Consider the following 18,761-nt stretch of genomic DNA (forward strand, 5'->3'; position numbering starts at 1 on the left):
CCACCGGGTGGGCCGGCAGCTATCCACCCGCCGCGCCATTAGTTTCTGAGCAACGCCTGCAGCTCCGGCGAATCGCGCAAGTCGGCCTGCGTGCCCTCGGCCACCACGCGGCCCTCGCGCAGCACCACCACACGGGCCAGCAGGGCCAGCAATTCGGGCTGGGTGGTGGTCAGAATCAGGTTCCAGGGCAGGTCGGGGGCCACCAGGCGGCGCAGCACCCGTACCCGCTCGGCCAGCGCAGAGTCCGGCAGCAGGCTGTCGAGCAGCAGCAGGCGGGGCCGGCCCACCACGGCCCGGGCCAGGAGTATCTTTTGGCTGGTGCCTTCGCCCAACGAGTACCCGGGCCCCACGAGGGTTTGCAAGCCGTCGGGCCGGCTGTAGAGGTCTTCGCGCAAGCCCACCAGCTCAATGGCCCAGGCCGCATCGGCCGCCGTGAGCTGGGGCTGGTTAAGGGTGATGTTCTCGAGCACGGTGCCCGAAAACAGGTGCTGATGGGCCAGGCTATCGCCCACGGCCGCCGCCAGGGCGTCGGGGCTCAGGTCGGGGAGGGCAAAGCCGGCGTACGCTACCTGCCCGGTGTAGCCGCCCAGCAGGCCAGCCAGCAGGCGCAGCAGGGTGGTTTTGCCCGAGCCATCGTCGCCCACCAAGGCCAGATGCTCGCCGGCAGCCAGCGCAAACGACACATGGTCGAGCACGGCGCGGGTGGCGTGGGGATAATGGTAAGTGAGGCCGCGTACGTCCACAGCCAGACTGGCGGCTGGGGCATTGGGCGCCGGCAGAGCGGCCACGCCCCGGGCTGGGGCCGTTAGCTCCAGGTCGAGCACATGCCCGATTTTGTCGAGCGCAGTGAGGGCGTCGTACACCACGTCAATCTTGAGAATGATTTTCTCCACCGCGTTGATGGTGACGATGATAACGATTTCGGCGGCCACGAACTGGCCGATGTTCAACTGCTTGTCGATGAGCAGCCAGCAACCAATGCCCAACAGCGCCGCCGTAACCAGCGTTTTGAACACCACAAACCCCCACGACTGCGTGACCAGCACCCGGAAGTGCGAGTCGCGGGCCCCCAGGTGGCCGTTGAGCAAGTCGTCGGTGCGGCTCAAAGCCAGGCCCTGGCGGGCCGGCAGCCGGAACGTGCTCACGGTGCGGGCAACGTCTTCGAGCCAGGCCAGTACGCGGTACTTGTACTGACTTTCCGCGATGCTTGTGCGCATCCCTTTCGGGCCCGTCACGGCTATCAGCGCATACAGGAGCACCACCAAAATCAGCCCGAAGCCAATGAAAATGGGGTGATAAAAGGAGAGGAGGAGCAACCCGAACAGAATTTGCAGCCCGGCGGCCGTGAACTCCGTGAGCATGGTGGCCAGGCCTTTCTGCAGGGTGGGCACGTCGAGCAGGCGGTTCATGAGCTCGGGCAGGTACTCGCCTTTGAGGGCCTCGGTGCGCACCCGGGGCAGGCGGACCGCAAAGTCCAGGGCCACACGCGCCATCAGGCGCTGCTGGATGTATTCGACCAAGTGCAGCTGCATGATTTGCAGGCCGCCCACCAGCGCCGTGCCCAGCACAATCAGCCCGATGAGCACAACCAGGGAAGTGCTCACGGCCCCGCTGCTCACGAAGCCAATCACCGATTGCACCCCCAGCGGCAAACTCAAGCTGATGATGCTCGCCAGCGTGGCGTATACGTAGAGGTAGGTAATGTCCCGCCGCTCGGCGGCCAGCAATCGGAACAGGCGCTGAACGGGGGAAAGAGAAGATTCGGACATGGGGGGAGATGAGTGGGCAACCGCACCGGCACAAGCCGGATTAATGAATTTAGGTTTTGGCGGTTAGCCGGCGACCGACGAGGCCGGAGCGGGAGGGCAAGCCGCTGGTGCGGCCAGCGCCGCCATTGCCAGGTGTTCCAGAAAAGCCCCCACCTGGTCGGGGCCGTCGGTGAGGGAGGGCAGGTGTTGGGCAAAAAATAGCTGCTTGCGCGCCGACTCGAGCAGCGTGCTCGCCAGCGCATAGGGGTGGGCATAAGCCGGATTCACGGCCTGTACCACCGTCACCAGGTCGGCCACCAGGCGCTTGTATTCCCGAAAAAGCCCCGCCTGATTATCGGCGTCGACCTCTTTGGTGAGGTAAGCTTTACTGGCCTCGGCCATCACCACCCGGAAAAGGGCGGCCTCGTCGAAGTCGGGCGTGGCCGGGTCGTCGGTGCTGGCCTCGCACACGGCGCCCAGCGCCAGGCGCAGGCGCTGCCGCGGGTCGGCTACGTTGTGCAGGGCAAAGCGCACCCGGAACCGCAACCACGCCCAATGCCAACTTACCAGGTAAGTAAGGAGGCGATGTTTATTCTCGAAATAGCGGTAGAGCGACGCTTCCGTAGAGCCCAGAGCCGTGGCCAGCTTCCGGAACGTGAACGCCTCGAAGCCGATTTCATCGAGCAGGCGCACGCTTTCTGCCAGCAGCCGGCGGCCCAGTTCGGTCGCCTGCGGGTCGCGCAGGTACAGGTGCTCATTGAGGTCAGGACGGAGGGAAGGCAGCATGCGGAAGCGCAATTATAGATGCAAAAGTGAGGGCTATTTTCTGTCAATGAAAGTAATACTATCATTTTTAATAGCCTTTTAATGTGCGTTGCCTTCCCTGGCCAAGGTCGCTGGATATGGCAAGTGGCTGATTGCGCACGGCACCGGCTATTTATGGCTAATTTTGCCCCGCCGGCCACGAAGGCCGGCGTGTGTTCTGGTTCAATGACGTTTTCATCTTCGCGGCAGCGGCCGTTACACTGGCTGATTGCTGGCCTGCTGCTCAGCGGCAGCGCCCTGGCCCAAACGCCCACCCGGCCCCAGCCTGCCAAGCCCGCAACTACCAGCCCGGCGGTTACTGCTCCGGTTTTGAAGCCAGCTGTTAAGCCGGCTGCGAAGCCGACAACTGCCCCGACCGCCACCAAACCGAAACCCACCCCAGTACCGACGCGCCCCACCGCAATTCCGCCCGCAGAGGCCAATGTGCGTTACCGCGCCGGCAAAAACCAGCTCGACCAGGGCAATTATGCCGCCGCGCTGGCCCAACTCGAGCCCCTGGCCTTGCCCACGGCCCGCTTTTCCCGCGCCGCCGATGCTGCTTACCTGGCCGCCGTGGCCCAAACCCGCCTCAAGCAGTGGCCCGAGGCCGAGCAGCTGCTCAACCTGCTGCGCACCGAGTACCCGACCTATCCGAACATGCCCGACGTGCTGCTGCTGCAAGGCCAGGTGTCGTTCGAGCTGGAGGACTACGATACGGCCCTCAAAACCCTGACGCTGCTGCCGGCCGACAAGCTGGTGGCCGAGCGCGAAAACCTGAAAGCCGCTTATCTGACCCGCATCCAGGACCGCAACACTTGGCTGCGCAACCTGCGCCGCTACCCCACCGATACTACCCTGGGCCGCGCTTATGCCGACCGCCTCGTGCTGGGTGGTGCTTACACCGAAGCCGACCGTCCGCAGCTCGACGACCTTATCACGCGCTTCAGTCTCGACCGCACCCGGTACACGCCGCGTCCCCGCCCGGTGTCTGTTAAGAAAAGCAGCTACAACGTGGCCGTGCTGCTGCCCTTCGAGCTGGCCGACCCCAGCTGGCAAACCCAGCGCAAAAACCAGTTCGTAACGGACCTCTACGCTGGCCTGCGCCTGGCTCAGGACAGCCTGCAGCGTGCCGGTCGCACCATTCAAATTTTTGCCTACGATACCGGGGCCGACACCCTGGCCCTAAAGCAAACCCTGGCCCTGCCCGAGCTAGCTGGCATGGACCTGCTCATTGGCCCGGTCTATAAATCGGGAGCTAAGCTGCTGGGCCGCTTTGCGCAGGAGCACCAGATCGTGTGCGTGAACCCGCTTTCGCAGGACGGCGACCTCGTGCTCGACAACCCCTGGCACTATCTGTACGCCCCCAGCGCCGCTACCCAGGGCCGCACGGCTGCGCAGTTTGCCGCGGGTGCGTTTGGCAACGGCCGCCCCGCCTTGGTGCTTTACGAAGACGGCAAGGACGATGCAGCCTTTGCCGCCGCTTACAAAGCTGCTCTGGAAGAGCAGGGTGGCAAAGTCAGTGCCCTGCGCCGCTTCAACCCCGATGTCGACGCCAGCCTTGCCACCGCCTTCGCCGGCCCTGAGTTCGCTGCCGCAGGCCACGTCGTTGTGGTTTCCGATGATAAGCGCGTGGGTCCGTACGCCCTACGGCAGGTGCAGCAGCAGCCTGCTGCTACGCGCCCCGGCGTGTTGGCGCCCGGTTCCTGGCTCGACAACCCGCGCCTTGATGTAAGCCAGCTGAATGGAGCCGCTACCTACTTCATTCATCCCAAATACTACGACGAGCAGTCGATTGGTTTCCGCCGGTTTCGCTCACTTTACCTGCAGCGCCAGCACCTGCCCCCTTCAGTTTTCGCCAACCAAGGCTTCGAATTGTTGTTGTATTTCGGCAACGCGTTGTTTCAGTACGGTCCGGCCTTCCAAACCGGCCTGGCTGCCGCCAGCCAAACACCCGGGGCCATTTTCGAAGGCGCCAGCTACCTCGGCGGCGCTCACGATAACCAAGTGGTGCCCATCATCAAGCTCAGCGGCCTGGAGTACCAGGTGCTGAAGTAGGACGCAGCGTTTGCTGCGTCGTCGGGCACCATTATCTACCCCAATTGATTCCACAGCGCCGTCTTTGCTGTGCTTCCCTTATGGCTTAAAAGCAGCAAAGGCTGCCCTCAATACCTTACCTCAACGCAGCAAAAGCTGCGTCCTACTTATGCTTAACCTCACCACTTCCGTTGCCCTCTTCGAACGCGCTAAAACCCTGATTCCCGGTGGCGTCAATTCCCCCGTGCGGGCCTTCCGCTCGGTGGGTGGTTCACCGGTGTTCATGGCCAGCGCCGAGGGTGCCTGGCTCACCGACGTCGACGGCAACCGCTACGTGGACTTCATCAACTCCTGGGGCCCGATGATTCTGGGCCACGCGCCGGCCGTGGTGCTCGATGCCGTGCGGGAAGCGTTGCCGCATTCGCTCAGCTTCGGCGCGCCCACCCACCGCGAAGTCGAAATGGCCGAGCTGATTCGGAAGATGGTGCCCAGCATCGAAAAAGTACGCCTCGTGAACTCCGGTACTGAAGCCTGCATGTCGGCCATTCGGGCCGCGCGGGGCTACACCGGCCGCGCCAAAATCATCAAGTTCGAAGGCTGCTACCACGGGCACGGCGATGCCTTCCTGATTGCCGCCGGCAGCGGCGCGCTCACCGCCGGCGAGCCCGACTCGGCCGGCGTGACCCAGGGCGTGGCCCAGGACACCCTCACCGCGCCCTACAACGACCTGGCCGCCGTCGAGGCCCTTATCGCCGCCAACCCTGGCCAAATCGCGGCCCTCATTCTGGAGCCCGTGGTGGGCAACATGGGCCTGGTAATTCCTGCTGAAAGCTTCCTGCAAGGCCTGCGCGAGCTGTGCACGCAGCACGGCATTGTGCTCATTTTTGATGAGGTAATGACCGGCTTCCGCCTCGCTCAGGGTGGTGCGCAGGAACTCTACGGTATCAAAGCTGATATGACGACGCTGGGCAAAATCATTGGTGGTGGCCTGCCCGTGGGCGCCTACGGCGGCCGCGAAGACATTATGAACTGCGTGGCGCCAGCCGGCAAAGTGTACCAGGCGGGCACACTCTCGGGCAATCCCATGGCCACGGCTGCGGGCATGGCCCAACTGCGCTACCTGCACGAGCACCCCGAGCTCTACACCGCCCTCGAAGCCAGTAGCGCCCGCCTCGCCGATGGCACCCGCCAAATTGCCGCTGAGCTAGGCCTGAACTACACCGTGAACCGCGTGGGCTCCATGTTCAGCCTGTTTTTCACCGACCAGCCGGTGGCCAACCTCGACGATGCCAAGCTGTGCGACACGGCTGCCTTTGGCCGTTATTTCCACGCCATGCTCAACCGCGGCATCTACCTCGCACCCTCGCAGTTCGAAGCCCTGTTTGTTTCCACCGCCATCAGCGACGAGTTGGTGGAGAAGTACCTGACCGCCTGCCGCGAGTCGTTGGTGGAAGCCCACCGCGCCAAGTAGCGCGAAGTTAGAAAATGAAGTTTCGCAATGGCACGCGCCTGCTCTATTCTTGCTGGGCTTGAAGTCGCGGGCCTTTGCGAAACTTAAATTTTAAACTTCGCGAAACCTTGCGCTATACCTTTGCCCGATGTTGAAACTCCGTCTGCTTACTCTTTTTCTGCTAATTGCGGCGCTGGCCCACGCCGAAACCCCAGCCCAGGCCAACAAGCGCCTCTTCGATAAAACCATCGACGAGCTGAACTTCCGGACCATGGAAACCGTGTACGACAAGTCGTTCACCCGGGGCAAGTTTCCGCTCACCTTGCGCACTGCTGCCGCCCGCCGCACCTTCGATGGCTTCGGCCAAAATGCAGCCCTCAAGCAACTGTTCCTGAACTACAACGGCATTGCCGAACGCTACAAAAACCGTTTTGGCAATGGCTCGCTTACCCTGGCGGAGTTCGATAAGCAGCTAAAATCGGTGCTGCTCGACAAGAACTTCGAGTTCTTTATTCACAATCTGCCGCGCGACGAGCGGGTGGCCCTCATCCGGGCCGAGCAGCGCCTCATTCAGCAGGCCAGCGCCCAGTTCAACGACTCGGGCGCACCCGCTGATGCCCTGCCCGCCGCCAGCAACGAGGCCCAGCCCGAAGCACCCGTCACGGTCCCGCTCACCACCAACGGCAACGACGGCCCCGCCGCCCCCGAGCCCCTGGCGGCCACTGCCGACAACGAGGAAGCTCCGCTAACCAGTGCACCTGGCGCACCGGCCGGCCCGGCCCCGCGCCACGACTGGGTAGATTACCTCACGCTGTTGCTTAGTCTGGGCAGTGCTGCCTTGCTTTTTCATTTGGTTGCCAACGTTTTGCCAACGCTAAGCCGTCGAATCAACAACCTCGCCGCCGACCCCGAGCCGGAACCCGAACCCCGCAGCCTGACCAGCCGCCTGCGCCCCACGCGCCGCGCCGGCCTGCGCGAGGACCGCTACGAAGACGATGAGGACGAGGAGATTGACGGCGCACCCGCCGCTCCCTACCGCCACGACGACGACTGATTTGGCCCGTCATTACCGTCATGCTTCGCTGCGCTTTGTCTGCATGACAGCCTAATACCGTTTTGCATTTCCAACACCACCCCTAGTACATGATTCTTACCGACCAGCAAATCCTCGCGGAAATCGAAAAAGGCGCCATTGTAATTGAGCCTTACGACCGCAGCTGCCTGGGCACCAATTCCTACGACGTGCACCTAGGCCCGTATCTGGCTACCTACCGGGATGCGGTGCTCGACTCGCGCAAGCACAACGAAATCGACCATTTCGAAATCCCCGAAGAAGGCTTTGTCCTGCAACCGGGTACGCTGTACCTGGGCGTAACGCAGGAATACACCGAAACCCACGCGACCGTGCCTTTTCTCGAAGGCAAGAGCAGCGTCGGCCGCCTTGGCATCGATATTCACGCTACTGCCGGCAAGGGCGATGTGGGCTTCTGCAACTACTGGACGCTGGAAATCAGCGTGTCGATGCCCGTGCGGGTGTACCGGCATATGCCCATCGGCCAGCTCATCTACTTCACCGTGCAGGGCGATGTAAATACCTTCTACAACCGCAAGCTGAACGCCAAATACAACGACCGCACCGACCGCCCGGTAGAGTCGATGATGTGGAAAAACCAGTGGTAAGGTATAGCTAAGCAACTATACTGCTGCCTCAAAGCCGAACCGCAACGGGCGTTTCTCCGTTATCCTATGGTTACTGGGCCGCCGCTGGGTGGCCCGGTACTTGCGTAAGTGTCCTTTCAAAACCCTACGACCATGACGACGAAAACAGCTTTTGCTTCTTTGGTGCTGGCGCTGCTAGCCGGTGCCGCCTCGGCTCAGCAGGCCCCCACTTCTCCGGTTGCCGTGCAGGACAAAACCCAGTCCAGCCCGCGCCTAAACCCTGGCGCTTCGCGCGCCGACAAGCTCAGTAATCAGATGGTGCACGACCTGCGCCTCAATGGCTACCAGGCCGCTAAAGTCCGCGCCATCAACGCTGATAAAGTAGCTAAGATGGCCGCTATTCAGCGCAAAAACGCGGGCAACGCGCAAGCCATCGACGAGCAATGCAACGGCGTGTGCAAGGAGCGCGACAAGGAGTTTCAGGACTTCTTAAGCACCGACCAGTACAGTACTTACTACAGCGCCCGTAGCACCTACAACAAGCTTGGCCGCGACTACGCTGCCAGCGCGTCGACCATTTTGCTCACCGATGCGGTACAGAATCCGGCCCCTTCGCGTGCCAACGATGCCACGGTTGGCCCGGCCGTTCCCAAGCCTGCCAACCGCCCGGCTGGCAACCTGGGCCGCAACGCGCGTTAAGCCTGCCGCGCACGCTTCTGCTTGCGTTCGAAATGCAAAAAGCCCCACTGGTTAATTCCAGCGGGGCTTTTTGATTGTAAGCAATTGCTTTGGGGCAAGGCTATTGGCCTTGTTCCTGCTTGTCGAGATACTCCGACAACTCCTTGCAAAGGGCGCGCATCTTGTTGGCCATCTCCTTGTCGTCGGTCGCCGTCACGATGTTCTCGGCCATCGAGCCAATGTTGTCGACCACAAAGCGCTTCATCTCGTCCACGGGCATGTCCTTGGTCCAGAGGTCAATTTTCATGGTGCCGGCCTGCTCCCGGTCCCACAGCGCGATATTGATGGCTTTAGCAAAGTGAATGTCCGGCCCCGCATCGGTGGCCGACCAGCTGATGGCCTCCGGGACTTTTTTATCGTCGAGGGCAATGCTGAAGCGGATTTCTGATTTTTTCATAGGTTTAAAGTAGAAATGCAGAACGTCATGCGGAACGTAGCCGAGCTTCTCTGCTGCAATACTAAAACTGATTAGTTGCGCGGTAGAGATGCTTCGCTCCGCTCTGCATGACGTCCGATTAAAAAGGGCGGCTTAAACGTAGTTGTTCAGCATCACTGGCATCACCAGCATCAGGATGCTTTCGTTGTCGTCGGGCGTGGTGGGCATGAGCAGGCCGGCGCGGTTGGGCGTGCTCAGTTCCAGGGTGATTTCCTCGGAGTCGATGTTCGACAGCATTTCGAGCAGGAAGCGGGCGTTGAAGCCGATTTCCATGTCTTCGCCGTCGTATTGGCAAGCCAGTGTTTCCTTGGCTTCGTTGCTGAAATCCAGGTCCTCGGCCGAAACCACCAGCTCGGAGCCCGTGAGGCGCAGGCGCACCTGGTGGGTGGTTTTGTTGGAGTAGATGCTGATGCGCCGCACCGAATTCAGCAACTCTGACCGGTTAATGATGAGCTTGTTGGGGTTGCTCACCGGAATCACGTTCTCGTAGTCTGGGTACCGCTCGTCAATCAGCCGGCACACGAGGCGCATCTGGTTGAAGGAGAAGAAGGCATTGCTCTGGTTGAACTCGATTTTCACCGGCGTGGCTTCCGAAGGCAGGGTGCCTTTCAGCAGGTTGAAGGCTTTGCGCGGGATGATGAGGTTGGCGGTTTGGCCGGCGCCCACGTCCTGGCGGCGGTAGCGCAGCAGGCGGTGGCCGTCGGTAGCCACGAAGGTTACCTGCGAGTCGGCCAACTGCACCAGAATGCCGGTCATGGCCGGGCGCAGCTCGTCGGTGCTCACCGCGAAAATGGTTTTGTTGATGGCCCGGGCCAGCGACGACGACGGCATTTCAATGGGAGCGGAGCCCTTCACCACCGGCACGCGGGGGAAGTCGGCGGCGTTTTCGCCGGCCAGCTTGTAGCGCCCGTTGGCCGAGCTGATTTCGATGGTGTAGGTTTCCTCGTCCAGCGTGAAGGTGACGGGCTGGTCGGGCAGGTTCTTGAGGGTGTCGAGCAGGATGCGGGCGGGCGCGGCAATGCGGCCGGTGTCGCGGGCCTCCACGGGCAGCTCGGTAATCATGCTGGTCTCGAGGTCGGAGGCCGTGATGGTGAGTTTTCCGGCCTCAATCTCAAAGAGAAAGTTCTCCAGAATGGGCACCACGGGGTTGTTCGTCACCACGCCGTTGATGCTTTGCAGCTGCTTGAGCAGCGCGGAGGAGGATACGATGAATTTCATGGTGCTGGGCTGGGGCTAGGAATGAGGGAGGGCAAAGATAGGGGGTGGGGTTGGGCTTTGGAAGGCCGGTGGGGAATTGTGAACAGCTGGTCGTGCAATGCCCTTTCTTCGGGGCGTACCGGTTCGCGGTTGGCGAATTAGGCGCTTAGCTGAATAACGTTTCTGGTGTCGGGTGAAGCTGTCGCGGGATTCTACGTCGTGTCAGAATCAATAGAATGTTGCCGCCTTGTACCTTGGTCAGACCAGAGACATTTTCGCACCCTCTCCAACTAGCTTTTTGCTGGTAGAGCTATTCCCATTCATGCGCTTATGAAGTTAAGTTTACGCTCCCACACCACTCTTTTAAGCCTTTTGCTATTGGTACTGCTAGCACCAGCCGCACTAGCTCAAGGCACTACCAAAACGCGTAGCAAAGCCGCAAAGGGCACTGCCGCAGTCTACGATTCCGTGCTGTACAACGGCTTGCGGTGGCGCTCCATCGGGCCGTATCGTGGCGGGCGGGCCGGCACTGTTACCGGCGTGCCGGGCAACCCCAATCTCTACTACATGGGCACGGCCGGGGCCGGCGTATGGCGCACCACCGACGGCGGTGGCACCTGGGCCAACATCACCGACAAGTACTTTGGCGGCTCGGTGGGCGCGGTGGCCGTGAGCGAATCGGACCCAAACGTGCTGTACGCCGGCGAAGGCGAGCAGACGGTGCGCGGCAACGTGTCGTCGGGCTTCGGGGTGTGGAAGTCGCAGGACGCCGGCCGAACCTGGACCAACACCGGGCTGAAGGACTCGCGCCACATTGGCCGCATTCGCATTCACCCCCGCAACCCCGACCTGGTGTACGTGGCCGCCATGGGCGACCTCTACAAGCCAACTGAGATGCGCGGCGTGTACCGCAGCAAAGACGGCGGCAAAAGCTGGGACCGGGTGCTGTTTGCCAACAAGGATGCCGGGGCCGTCGACCTGATTCTGGACCCCACCAACCCGCGCATCCTCTACGCCAGCACCTGGAACGTGCGGCGCACTCCCTACAGCTTTTCGTCGGGCGGGCCGGGTTCGGGCCTCTGGAAAAGCACCGACGGCGGCGACACCTGGACGGATATTTCGCGGGCCGAGGGCTTGCCCACTGGCACGCTGGGCATTATTGGAGTGGCAGTTTCGCCGGTGAACTCCCAACGGGTGTGGGCATTGGTGGAGGCCGAAAAAGGCGGCATGTTTCGCTCCGAAGACGGCGGCCTGCACTGGGCCAAGCTGAGCGACGACCGCAACCTGCGCCAGCGGGCCTGGTACTACACCCGCATCTACGCCGACCCGAAGGACGCCGACGTGCTGTACGTGATGAACGTGGCGTACCACAAAAGCAAGGACGGCGGGCGCACGTTCGCGGCCAGCAACGCCCCGCACGGCGACCACCACGACCTCTGGATTGCGCCGGAAAACCCCAGCCGCATGATTATTGCCGACGACGGCGGGGCCCAAATCAGCACCGACGGCGGCCAGAACTGGACCACCTACGGCAACCAGCCCACCGGCCAGTTCTACCGCGTGGTGACGGATAACCACTTCCCGTACCGCATCTACGGGGCGCAGCAGGACAACTCCACCGTGCGCATCGTGCACCGCAGCAGCGGCAACAGCATCGGCGAGCGCGACTGGGAAAGCACGGCCGGCGGCGAAAGCGCCCACCTGGCGGTGGACCCGCTGAACTCCGATGTGGTGTACGGCGGCAGCTACGACGGTTACCTGGCCCGCGTGGACCACGCCAACGAGCAGGAGCGCACAGTGAACGTGTGGCCCGACAATCCCATGGGCCACGGTGCCGAGGGCATGAAATACCGTTTTCAGTGGAACTTCCCGCTGCTGTTTTCGCCCCACGACCCCAAGCGGCTCTACGCCGGCTCGAACAACCTGCACGTGACTACTAACGAAGGCCAGTCCTGGGACGTCATCAGCCCCGACCTGACCCGCAACGACCCCAAAACCCTGGGCCCCTCGGGCGGCCCCATCACCAAAGACAACACCGCCGTGGAGTACTACGGCACCATCTTCGCCATCGCCGAGTCGCCGGTGGAGGCGGGTGTTATCTGGACGGGTTCGGACGACGGGCTGCTGCACGTGACCCGCGACAACGGGAAAACCTGGACGAAAGTGGCGCCCAAAGGCCTGCCCGAGTGGATTCAGATTAACAGCATCGAAGCCCACCCCACCGTGAAGGGCGCGGCCTACGTGGCGGCTACCATGTACAAGTCGGGCGACTTCCAGCCTTACCTCTACAAAACCGCCGACTACGGCAAAACCTGGACTGCCATTACCACCGGCATACCCGCTACCCACTTCACCCGCGTGGTGCGCGCCGACCCCAAGCGGCCCGGCCTGCTGTATGCCGGTACCGAGTACGGCATGTACGTCTCGTTTAACGATGGCGCGCTGTGGCAGCCGTTTCAGCTCAACCTGCCGCCCACGCCCATCACCGACCTCACCCTCAAAAACGACAACCTGATTGCCGCTACCCAGGGCCGGGGTTTCTGGCTGATTGACGACGTGACGCCCCTGCACCAGCTGAGCGCGCCGGTAGCGGCCAGCAAGTTTCACCTGTTCAAGCCCACGCCGAGCTACAAGATGGACGGCCGCGGCACGCCGGATGTTCCGAAAACGGCCGGCCAGAACCACCCCGGCGGCGTCATGCTCTACTATTACCTGGCGCAAAAGCAGGACTCGACCAGCGCCGTGAAGCTAGAAATTCTGGATGCCAGCGGCAAGCTCATCCGCACGTTTGCCAACACCGACCGCGACCTGCGCGACAAGAACCTGACCAAGGAGGAAAAAGCCAAGGCGAAGAAAGAGCTGCTTCCCACCCGCAAGGGCCTGAACCGCTACGTGTGGGACCTGGGCTACCCCGACGCGAGCCGGTTCGAAGGGCTTATTCTGTGGGGCGGCGGCACGCAAGGCGCCCCGGCCATGCCCGGCACCTACAAAGCCCGCCTCACCCTCAACCAGGAAACGCAGGAAACCGATTTCGTCGTGCTGCCCGACCCGCGCAGCAAAGCCACGCCGGAAGACCTGAAAGCGCAGTTCGATTTCCTGCGCGACGTGCAGCAGAAGCTAACCGAAACCCACGACGCCATCCGGGACATCCGCACCATTCGCGGGCAGCTCAAAACCATTACTGCGCCCCTCAAAGGCCAGGACAATGCCAAGGATGTGATAGAATCGGCCGGCGCCATCGAGAAGAAGATGACCCAGATTGAGGAGTTGCTGTACCAGACCAAAAACAAGAGCGACCAGGACCCGCTCAACTTCCCCATTCAGCTGAACAACAAGCTGGCGAATCTGGCCAGCCAAGTGGGCAACGGCAGCTACCGGCCCACCGCGCAAGCCGAAGCCTTCAAGAAGCAGGTAATGGAGCAGATTAACCAGCAGCTGATTCAGTTCAGGATGGTAAAGGAGCAGGACATCCCCGCCCTCAACAAGCTCATCCGCGACAAAAGCGTTGATGCCATTATGCTGCCCAAGGCCCCCGCGTCGGCAGTGCCTGGCACCATGTAGGGGAATAATAGTGCTTGCGAAGGGAAAGCGCTAGGTCGTGGGCAGCCTCGAAAGATTCAACCGAAGGCCGGTACGCCGTGAAAAGGCCTGAAAACCGTCCAACGGGCACCCACACTTTTCTGTTGATGCCCGTTGGACGGTTTTCAGGCACTCACAGAAAAATGTTGGTGCCCATTGGACGGTTTTTAGGCACTCATAGAAAAATGTTGGTGCCCGTTGGACGGTTTTCAGACACCCAGAGCAAAATGTTGGTGCGGTTCACTAATTGAAAATGGTTAATTCCCTTCGCCGGCCCCAATTCGTCTAATGCAATTGAGAGCCGCTGAGAGAGCAGGGCTTCAACTTCCACTAAATTTGTTAAGGTATAAAGTTCGTCCACATCCCATTCGTCCCTCGAAGCTGATACTTCCGAGGGGTCATGGAATTCAGTAATAGAAACCAGGAAAACATCATCCTTAAAGATAATAGCAACGGTTCCCCAAACCGTAACGGCGGGGTTATCAGGTAACGGATGGGTATAATGCTTGCGTTGCTCCTTGCCTTTGAGCAACGCACTGGTAACTAATTCTCGTTGCGTGTATTTTTTCATGGCTGAATCTATCCTCCAAACCCCGCGTAGCGCCGCTTGCGCCGCCACGTGCGCACGGCCCCGAACAGGCCCAGCAGCACCAGCGGCGCGCCAATATTCAGCAGCTGCCAGCGGCGGCGCTGCTCGGCTAGCTTCACTTTGTCGAGGGGGCGGAGGGTGATTTGCTTGCCGCGCACGGCGATGAGGCCGGTTTCGTCGAGCAGGTAGTCGGTGGCGTTCAGCACCAGCTCGCGGTTGGCGAATTCGGTGTTAGCCAGGCGGTCGAAGCCCAAGCGGTAGGGGTTGCCGGTTTTGGGGTCGATGTCGGAGCGGATGAAGTCGCCGTCGGCAACCACCAGCACTTTGCTGGGCTTGGCGTTAGCCGGCTTCTCGGCTTGGAACTGCATGGTGCCGGGCCGGGCGCGGTTCGCGAAGAGTGAGGTGAACTGGCCTTCGAGCAGGTAACCCACGGGTTGAAATCCCTTCTGATAGAGCTTGGGGTTGGGTTCGAGGCGGGCGTCGTTGAAGTTGATGGGCACCGGGGCGGGCAGCACGCGGGTATAGCGCGAGGTGCTCATCAGCACAGTTTTGCGGATGCCAGCGGCTTTCACGGTGTCAAGGTTGCCCACGAATTTCAGGTACACCGCGTCGAGGTTGCGGGTGATGGGGTGGGGGCTGAACTTGTTGATGAGCGGGTAGAGCTGCCAGGGCATGGGCTCGATTTTGGGCTTGTTGCCATCGGTGCCGGTCACGAGCGGAATCTGGCCGCTGTTCAGGTCGAGCAGCAGGTTCTGATTCACCCGCAGGCCATATTTGAAGAAGAGGTCGTCGAGGTTGAGGTTGTAGGGCGTGGCCAGCGACGCGCCGTTGCGGCTCACGCTGTCGAGGTCCACGCGCAGCGCATCGACAAAAAACAGCGCCCGGCCGCCCTGGGTGACAAACTGGTCAATCTTGAACTTGTCGTCTTCAGAGTAAGGCGTTTTGGGCTGGGCTACCACGATGGCATCGAGCGCGTTCAGGTCCTTTACCTTGCTCAGCGTCACCCGAAACACGTCGTATTGCTGCTGCCACGAGCCCAGGATGTCGCCGGCCTGCACGTTGTCCAGTTCGCCGTGGCCTTCCACCACGCCAATGCGCTTGCGCAAGGCCGGCACCAGCCCGCGAATGGTGCTGGCCAATTCGTATTCCAGCCCTTCGATGCTTTGGTTGAGGCGCACTTCGGCCGGAGCGGCTTGGTTGCCGCGCAGTAGCAGCACCGATTTATCGTGCCCGCCCACGCTCACCACGGCGTAAGGGAAAATGATTTTCTCGACGCGCTTGCCATTTTCGGTGGCACCGAGGTTGGTAGGTTTCAGACCCTTTTTGAACAGCGTTTGGTAGAAGGTATTGCGGGCGGCTTCGGTGCTGCCAGCGCTGGGGTCGATGAAAATGTAGTTCAGGTTGGCCCCGCCGTATACCTGGAATTCAGTCAGGGTTTCGCGCACGCCCTGCTCGAGGCGGCGGAAGGCGGGCGGAAAATCACCAGTGAGGTACACCGTGACGGTGACCGGCTGCTTGAGGTCGCGCAGCAACTTTTTAGTGGCCGACGACATGGTGTAGCGCTTCTCCTCGGTCATATCGAGCCGGAAAAAGAAGCGCTGGGCGATGAAATTGAACAGTAGGAGTAAACCCACAACCGCCGCAAATGCCAGCAAATCGCGCTGCTTACGGGAGGATGGGGCAGGAACCGGAACCGGTGAAGTAGTCAACGTATTTTCCATTACCAGTTACGACTCCGTAAAGCCAGCCGCGTAGCCTGCAAGGCAATGGCCACCACGCTGAAGAAATAAACCAAATCGCGCGAGTCAACCAGGCCCTTGCTCAGGTCGCGGTAGTGCGCCGCAATGCCCAACTGGCTCACGTAGTAGGCCGAGCTCCCTTGCAGCACCGAGGCCAGCGAATCAAACCCCGAATACACCAGAAAGCAGCCCACCACCGCCACTAAAAATGCGATAATCTGGTCGCGGGTAAGAGCCGAGGCCAGGATACCAATCGCCGCAAATACGGCCGCCAGCAGCGCCAGCCCCAAGTAGGAACCCACTGTGGCGGCCGAGTCGATGTTGCCCTCGGGGCTGCCGAGCTTATATACCGAGTAGTAGTAGAGTAGTGTGGGCACCAGCGCCAGCAGCGCCAGCAGCAGGCAGGCCAGGTACTTGCCGCCGATAATCTGCCCGTCGGTGAGCGGCCGCGTCAGCAACAGCTCGATGGTGCCGGCTTTTTTCTCCTCGGCAAACGTGCGCATGGTGAGGGCCGGAATCAGGAACAGGAAAATCCACGGTGCCAGATTAAACAGCGTTTGCAAGTCGGCGTAGCCGTAGTCGAGCACGCTGCTATCGGGGAAAACCCAGACGAACAAGCCCGTTGCAATCAGGAAAACCCCCAGCACCACGTAGGCGACGGGGGAGTTCAGGAAGGCGTTGAATTCTTTTTGAAGTATTGTAAGCATGTATGTAATCGTGGCCAAAAGCTTAAAATGACAGAAATCTAATCGAACGCCGGATTGAATATTTTCTGTCCTTTCAAAGGAGCTAATTCATCTAATTTGAATGGAGATAGAGCATTTATTAAGCTCAAAAGCTCCTCAAAATGCGTGACTCTGATAGTGCCTTCTGCATCATAGTAATCAAGGTCTCTCAGTTTATACTCATTGGCCTTGAACAAATAAAACTTATACTCACCTTCCCATTTCTGTATCCCTATTGATAGCAAATATCTCTCGTCTCCCTCGCCGAAATAATCAGATTTGCCAACTTGTTTCCCTATTTCTATCCACTCTTTTACTCTGCTAAAATTTTCCATAAAAGCAGACACTACTTCGTCAATTCCCCAAACACCTCTTCCAAGCTCTGCTGCTCCTGCCGTAGCCCCAGCAGAATCCAGCCTTCCTGCCCGGCCAGGCGTGACACGGCGGCGCGTACGTCGGTTCCCGGCGCGGTGCGGAGAAGTACCGCGCCATCGGGTGCTAGCTCCACGTGGCGCACGTTGGGCAGCCGAGCCAGCTTGGCGGTATCAACCGCACCTTCAAACTCGGCGCGCACCACGGTTTCACCGGCGGCGCGGGCGGCCAGCTCGGCCACCGGGCTGTCGGCTACGAGCTTGCCCCGGCTGATGATGAGCACGCGGGAGCACAGCGCCGTGACTTCGGGTAGAATGTGGGTGCTGAAAATGACGGTTTTATCCTCGCCCACCTCGCGGATGAGCTGGCGGATTTCCAGAATCTGGTTCGGGTCGAGGCCAGTGGTGGGCTCGTCGAGAATGAGCACGTCCGGGTCGTGAATAAGAGCCTGGGCCAGGCCCACGCGCTGCCGGTAGCCCTTGCTGAGTGCGCCAATCTGCTTGTTCTGCTCGCGGCTCAGGCCCACGCGGCGCACCAACTCGCCCACCCGGCTGCGCAGGCCAGCGCCGCGCAGCCCGTGCACCGACCCGATGAATTCGAGGTACTCGTGCACGTACATGTCGAGGTAAAGCGGGTTGTGCTCGGGCAGGTAGCCCACGTGCCGGCGCACTTCCAGGCTGTTGGTGAGCACGTCGTAGCCGGCTACGCGCACGGTGCCGGCGGTGGGAGGGAGGTAGCCGGTAGCAATTTTCATGGTCGTGCTTTTGCCCGCTCCATTCGGCCCCAGAAAGCCCACGATTTCACCCTTGCCCGCCGTGAAGCTGATGTTGTCCACGGCGTTTTGGGTGCCGTAGGTTTTGGTCAGGTGCTCAATTTCTACCATTGGGTTAATTGTCAGTTGTTGGTTGTCAGTTGTTGGGCCATTCGTTTGTCATGCCATCAAAAACTGACAACTGACAACGAGCAACTGGCAACTCATTTAACCTGCGCCGGCCGCAGCTGCACTTCCGAAATCATGGTCGTATCCGGCGCCTCCACTGCATGCACAATGGCGGACGCAATGTCTTCGGGCTGCATCTTGTGCGGGTCGGGCGTGGTGCCGGGTTCTTTGCCATTGAAGTTGGTTTCGACCGAGCCGGGCATGATGCAGGTAACGCGGATACCTGCCGGCCGCACTTCCTTAAACAGCGCATCCGAAAAGCCGCGCACCGCAAATTTGGTGGCGCAGTAGCCCGACATGCCGGCCGTGCCCGCGGTGCCGGCCAGCGAAGCCACATTCACGATGTGGCCCAGCTGCTGCTGCTTCATCTGGGGTAGCACGGCGCGGGTACACAGGAAAGTGCCCAGCACGTTGGTGTCGAACATCGTCTTCCAGGCTTCGGTTTTGAAACCGTCGACCTCGCCCATAATGCCCAGCCCGGCGTTGTTTACCAGCACGTGGATTTCAGGCCCCAACTCGCGTTGGGTGTTGGTGAACGCCTCCGTAATAGAATGTTCGTCCTGCACGTCGCACTCGAAAAACTGAAATCGGTCGTGCACCAAGCCTTCGGGTGCGGTGCGCGCCCAGCCGGCCACGGCTGCGCCGTGCGCGAGCAGCGCTGCTACGGTGGCGCGCCCAATTCCTTTGCTTGCGCCCGTAACAATGGCAACTTTACCGGTAAGGTCCATTTATCTTTGGAAAAAGTAAGGTT

16 protein-coding genes are annotated in these 18,761 nt (G+C 60.8%); 6 read left to right on the forward strand and 10 right to left on the reverse strand.

Translation table 11 applies throughout. From position 1 onward, the window contains the following. Nucleotides 1-38 precede the first annotated feature (38 nt). Together ABD837_RS00555 and ABD837_RS00560 are read right to left on the reverse strand one after the other, a co-directional pair. Nucleotides 39-1,769: an ATP-binding cassette domain-containing protein gene (locus ABD837_RS00555; protein WP_345049070.1), complete on the reverse strand. Its 1,731-nt coding sequence runs from the start codon at nucleotides 1,767-1,769 to the stop codon at nucleotides 39-41. Between the two features lie 63 nt (nucleotides 1,770-1,832). Next, a complete protein-coding gene (locus ABD837_RS00560; protein WP_345049071.1) occupies nucleotides 1,833-2,534 on the reverse strand; it encodes a TetR/AcrR family transcriptional regulator in 702 nt (233 codons plus the stop codon). A 204-nt stretch (nucleotides 2,535-2,738) separates the two neighbouring features. On the opposite strand from ABD837_RS00560, the gene ABD837_RS00565 reads away from it, so the two are divergent. The 5 genes from ABD837_RS00565 to ABD837_RS00585 all read left to right on the forward strand — a co-directional run bounded on the left by ABD837_RS00565 (nucleotide 2,739) and on the right by ABD837_RS00585 (nucleotide 8,394). Next, complete coding sequence (locus ABD837_RS00565; protein ID WP_345049073.1) at nucleotides 2,739-4,607, forward strand: ABC transporter substrate-binding protein; 1,869 nt, start codon at nucleotides 2,739-2,741, stop codon at nucleotides 4,605-4,607. Nucleotides 4,608-4,755: 148 nt separating this feature from the next. Further along, entirely contained in the window at nucleotides 4,756-6,057 is a 1,302-nt protein-coding gene (hemL, locus tag ABD837_RS00570) for a glutamate-1-semialdehyde 2,1-aminomutase (RefSeq protein WP_345049075.1), read from the forward strand. A 127-nt stretch (nucleotides 6,058-6,184) separates the two neighbouring features. Next, on the forward strand, nucleotides 6,185-7,090 hold the full coding sequence (locus tag ABD837_RS00575) for a hypothetical protein (protein ID WP_345049078.1): 906 nt from the start codon (nucleotides 6,185-6,187) through the stop codon (nucleotides 7,088-7,090). 89 nt (nucleotides 7,091-7,179) lie between these two features. Further along, complete coding sequence (dcd, locus tag ABD837_RS00580) at nucleotides 7,180-7,716, forward strand: dCTP deaminase (protein ID WP_345049079.1); 537 nt, start codon at nucleotides 7,180-7,182, stop codon at nucleotides 7,714-7,716. A gap of 132 nt (nucleotides 7,717-7,848) precedes the next feature. Continuing rightward, nucleotides 7,849-8,394: a hypothetical protein gene (locus ABD837_RS00585; protein WP_345049081.1), complete on the forward strand. Its 546-nt coding sequence runs from the start codon at nucleotides 7,849-7,851 to the stop codon at nucleotides 8,392-8,394. Nucleotides 8,395-8,494: 100 nt separating this feature from the next. Here the strand turns inward: ABD837_RS00585 and gldC are convergent, their stop codons facing one another. Next, on the reverse strand, nucleotides 8,495-8,830 hold the full coding sequence (gene gldC, locus ABD837_RS00590; protein ID WP_345049082.1) for a gliding motility protein GldC: 336 nt from the start codon (nucleotides 8,828-8,830) through the stop codon (nucleotides 8,495-8,497). Between the two features lie 132 nt (nucleotides 8,831-8,962). Next, nucleotides 8,963-10,087, reverse strand: a complete 1,125-nt coding sequence (gene dnaN / locus ABD837_RS00595) for a DNA polymerase III subunit beta (RefSeq protein WP_345049083.1) — start codon at nucleotides 10,085-10,087, stop codon at nucleotides 8,963-8,965. A gap of 309 nt (nucleotides 10,088-10,396) precedes the next feature. Here dnaN and ABD837_RS00600 point away from each other — a divergent pair, with 309 nt between their 5' ends. Next, entirely contained in the window at nucleotides 10,397-13,627 is a 3,231-nt protein-coding gene (locus tag ABD837_RS00600) for a VPS10 domain-containing protein (protein ID WP_345049085.1), read from the forward strand. Between the two features lie 193 nt (nucleotides 13,628-13,820). On the opposite strand, the gene ABD837_RS00605 is transcribed toward ABD837_RS00600, so the two are convergent. From ABD837_RS00605 to ABD837_RS00630, 6 genes are all read right to left on the reverse strand, one after another. Further along, nucleotides 13,821-14,216, reverse strand: a complete 396-nt coding sequence (locus tag ABD837_RS00605) for a hypothetical protein (RefSeq protein ID WP_345049087.1) — start codon at nucleotides 14,214-14,216, stop codon at nucleotides 13,821-13,823. 8 nt (nucleotides 14,217-14,224) lie between these two features. After that, entirely contained in the window at nucleotides 14,225-15,955 is a 1,731-nt protein-coding gene (gene gldG / locus ABD837_RS00610) for a gliding motility-associated ABC transporter substrate-binding protein GldG (RefSeq protein WP_345049088.1), read from the reverse strand. Then, entirely contained in the window at nucleotides 15,955-16,680 is a 726-nt protein-coding gene (gene gldF, locus ABD837_RS00615) for a gliding motility-associated ABC transporter permease subunit GldF (protein WP_345049091.1), read from the reverse strand. The genes gldG and gldF overlap by 1 nt, the downstream gene beginning before the upstream one ends. Before the next feature lie 38 nt (nucleotides 16,681-16,718). Continuing rightward, on the reverse strand, nucleotides 16,719-17,033 hold the full coding sequence (locus ABD837_RS00620; RefSeq protein ID WP_345049092.1) for a hypothetical protein: 315 nt from the start codon (nucleotides 17,031-17,033) through the stop codon (nucleotides 16,719-16,721). A gap of 11 nt (nucleotides 17,034-17,044) precedes the next feature. Then, on the reverse strand, nucleotides 17,045-17,953 hold the full coding sequence (gene gldA / locus ABD837_RS00625) for a gliding motility-associated ABC transporter ATP-binding subunit GldA (protein ID WP_345049093.1): 909 nt from the start codon (nucleotides 17,951-17,953) through the stop codon (nucleotides 17,045-17,047). Nucleotides 17,954-18,045: 92 nt separating this feature from the next. Beyond that, the gene (locus tag ABD837_RS00630) at nucleotides 18,046-18,738 is read right to left on the reverse strand and encodes an SDR family oxidoreductase (protein ID WP_345049094.1); all 693 of its coding nucleotides are present in this window, start codon (nucleotides 18,736-18,738) and stop codon (nucleotides 18,046-18,048) included. Nucleotides 18,739-18,761 lie beyond the last annotated feature (23 nt).

The sequence above is a fragment of the Hymenobacter glaciei genome (assembly GCF_039539585.1).
GTDB classification, from domain to species: Bacteria; Bacteroidota; Bacteroidia; order Cytophagales; family Hymenobacteraceae; genus Hymenobacter; species Hymenobacter glaciei.

Bases quoted from the DNA above. Each gene is read 5' to 3' on its own strand.
- ABD837_RS00555 (WP_345049070.1), bottom strand. From the start codon at position 1,769: ATGTCCGAATCTTCTCTTTCCCCCGTTCAGCGCCTGTTCCGATTGCTG.
- ABD837_RS00560 (WP_345049071.1), bottom strand. From the start codon at position 2,534: ATGCTGCCTTCCCTCCGTCCTGACCTCAATGAGCACCTGTACCTGCGC.
- ABD837_RS00565 (WP_345049073.1), top strand. From the start codon at position 2,739: ATGACGTTTTCATCTTCGCGGCAGCGGCCGTTACACTGGCTGATTGCT.
- hemL (WP_345049075.1), top strand. From the start codon at position 4,756: ATGCTTAACCTCACCACTTCCGTTGCCCTCTTCGAACGCGCTAAAACC.
- ABD837_RS00575 (WP_345049078.1), top strand. From the start codon at position 6,185: ATGTTGAAACTCCGTCTGCTTACTCTTTTTCTGCTAATTGCGGCGCTG.
- dcd (WP_345049079.1), top strand. From the start codon at position 7,180: ATGATTCTTACCGACCAGCAAATCCTCGCGGAAATCGAAAAAGGCGCC.
- ABD837_RS00585 (WP_345049081.1), top strand. From the start codon at position 7,849: ATGACGACGAAAACAGCTTTTGCTTCTTTGGTGCTGGCGCTGCTAGCC.
- gldC (WP_345049082.1), bottom strand. From the start codon at position 8,830: ATGAAAAAATCAGAAATCCGCTTCAGCATTGCCCTCGACGATAAAAAA.
- dnaN (WP_345049083.1), bottom strand. From the start codon at position 10,087: ATGAAATTCATCGTATCCTCCTCCGCGCTGCTCAAGCAGCTGCAAAGC.
- ABD837_RS00600 (WP_345049085.1), top strand. From the start codon at position 10,397: ATGAAGTTAAGTTTACGCTCCCACACCACTCTTTTAAGCCTTTTGCTA.
- ABD837_RS00605 (WP_345049087.1), bottom strand. From the start codon at position 14,216: ATGAAAAAATACACGCAACGAGAATTAGTTACCAGTGCGTTGCTCAAA.
- gldG (WP_345049088.1), bottom strand. From the start codon at position 15,955: ATGGAAAATACGTTGACTACTTCACCGGTTCCGGTTCCTGCCCCATCC.
- gldF (WP_345049091.1), bottom strand. From the start codon at position 16,680: ATGCTTACAATACTTCAAAAAGAATTCAACGCCTTCCTGAACTCCCCC.
- ABD837_RS00620 (WP_345049092.1), bottom strand. From the start codon at position 17,033: ATGGAAAATTTTAGCAGAGTAAAAGAGTGGATAGAAATAGGGAAACAA.
- gldA (WP_345049093.1), bottom strand. From the start codon at position 17,953: ATGGTAGAAATTGAGCACCTGACCAAAACCTACGGCACCCAAAACGCC.
- ABD837_RS00630 (WP_345049094.1), bottom strand. From the start codon at position 18,738: ATGGACCTTACCGGTAAAGTTGCCATTGTTACGGGCGCAAGCAAAGGA.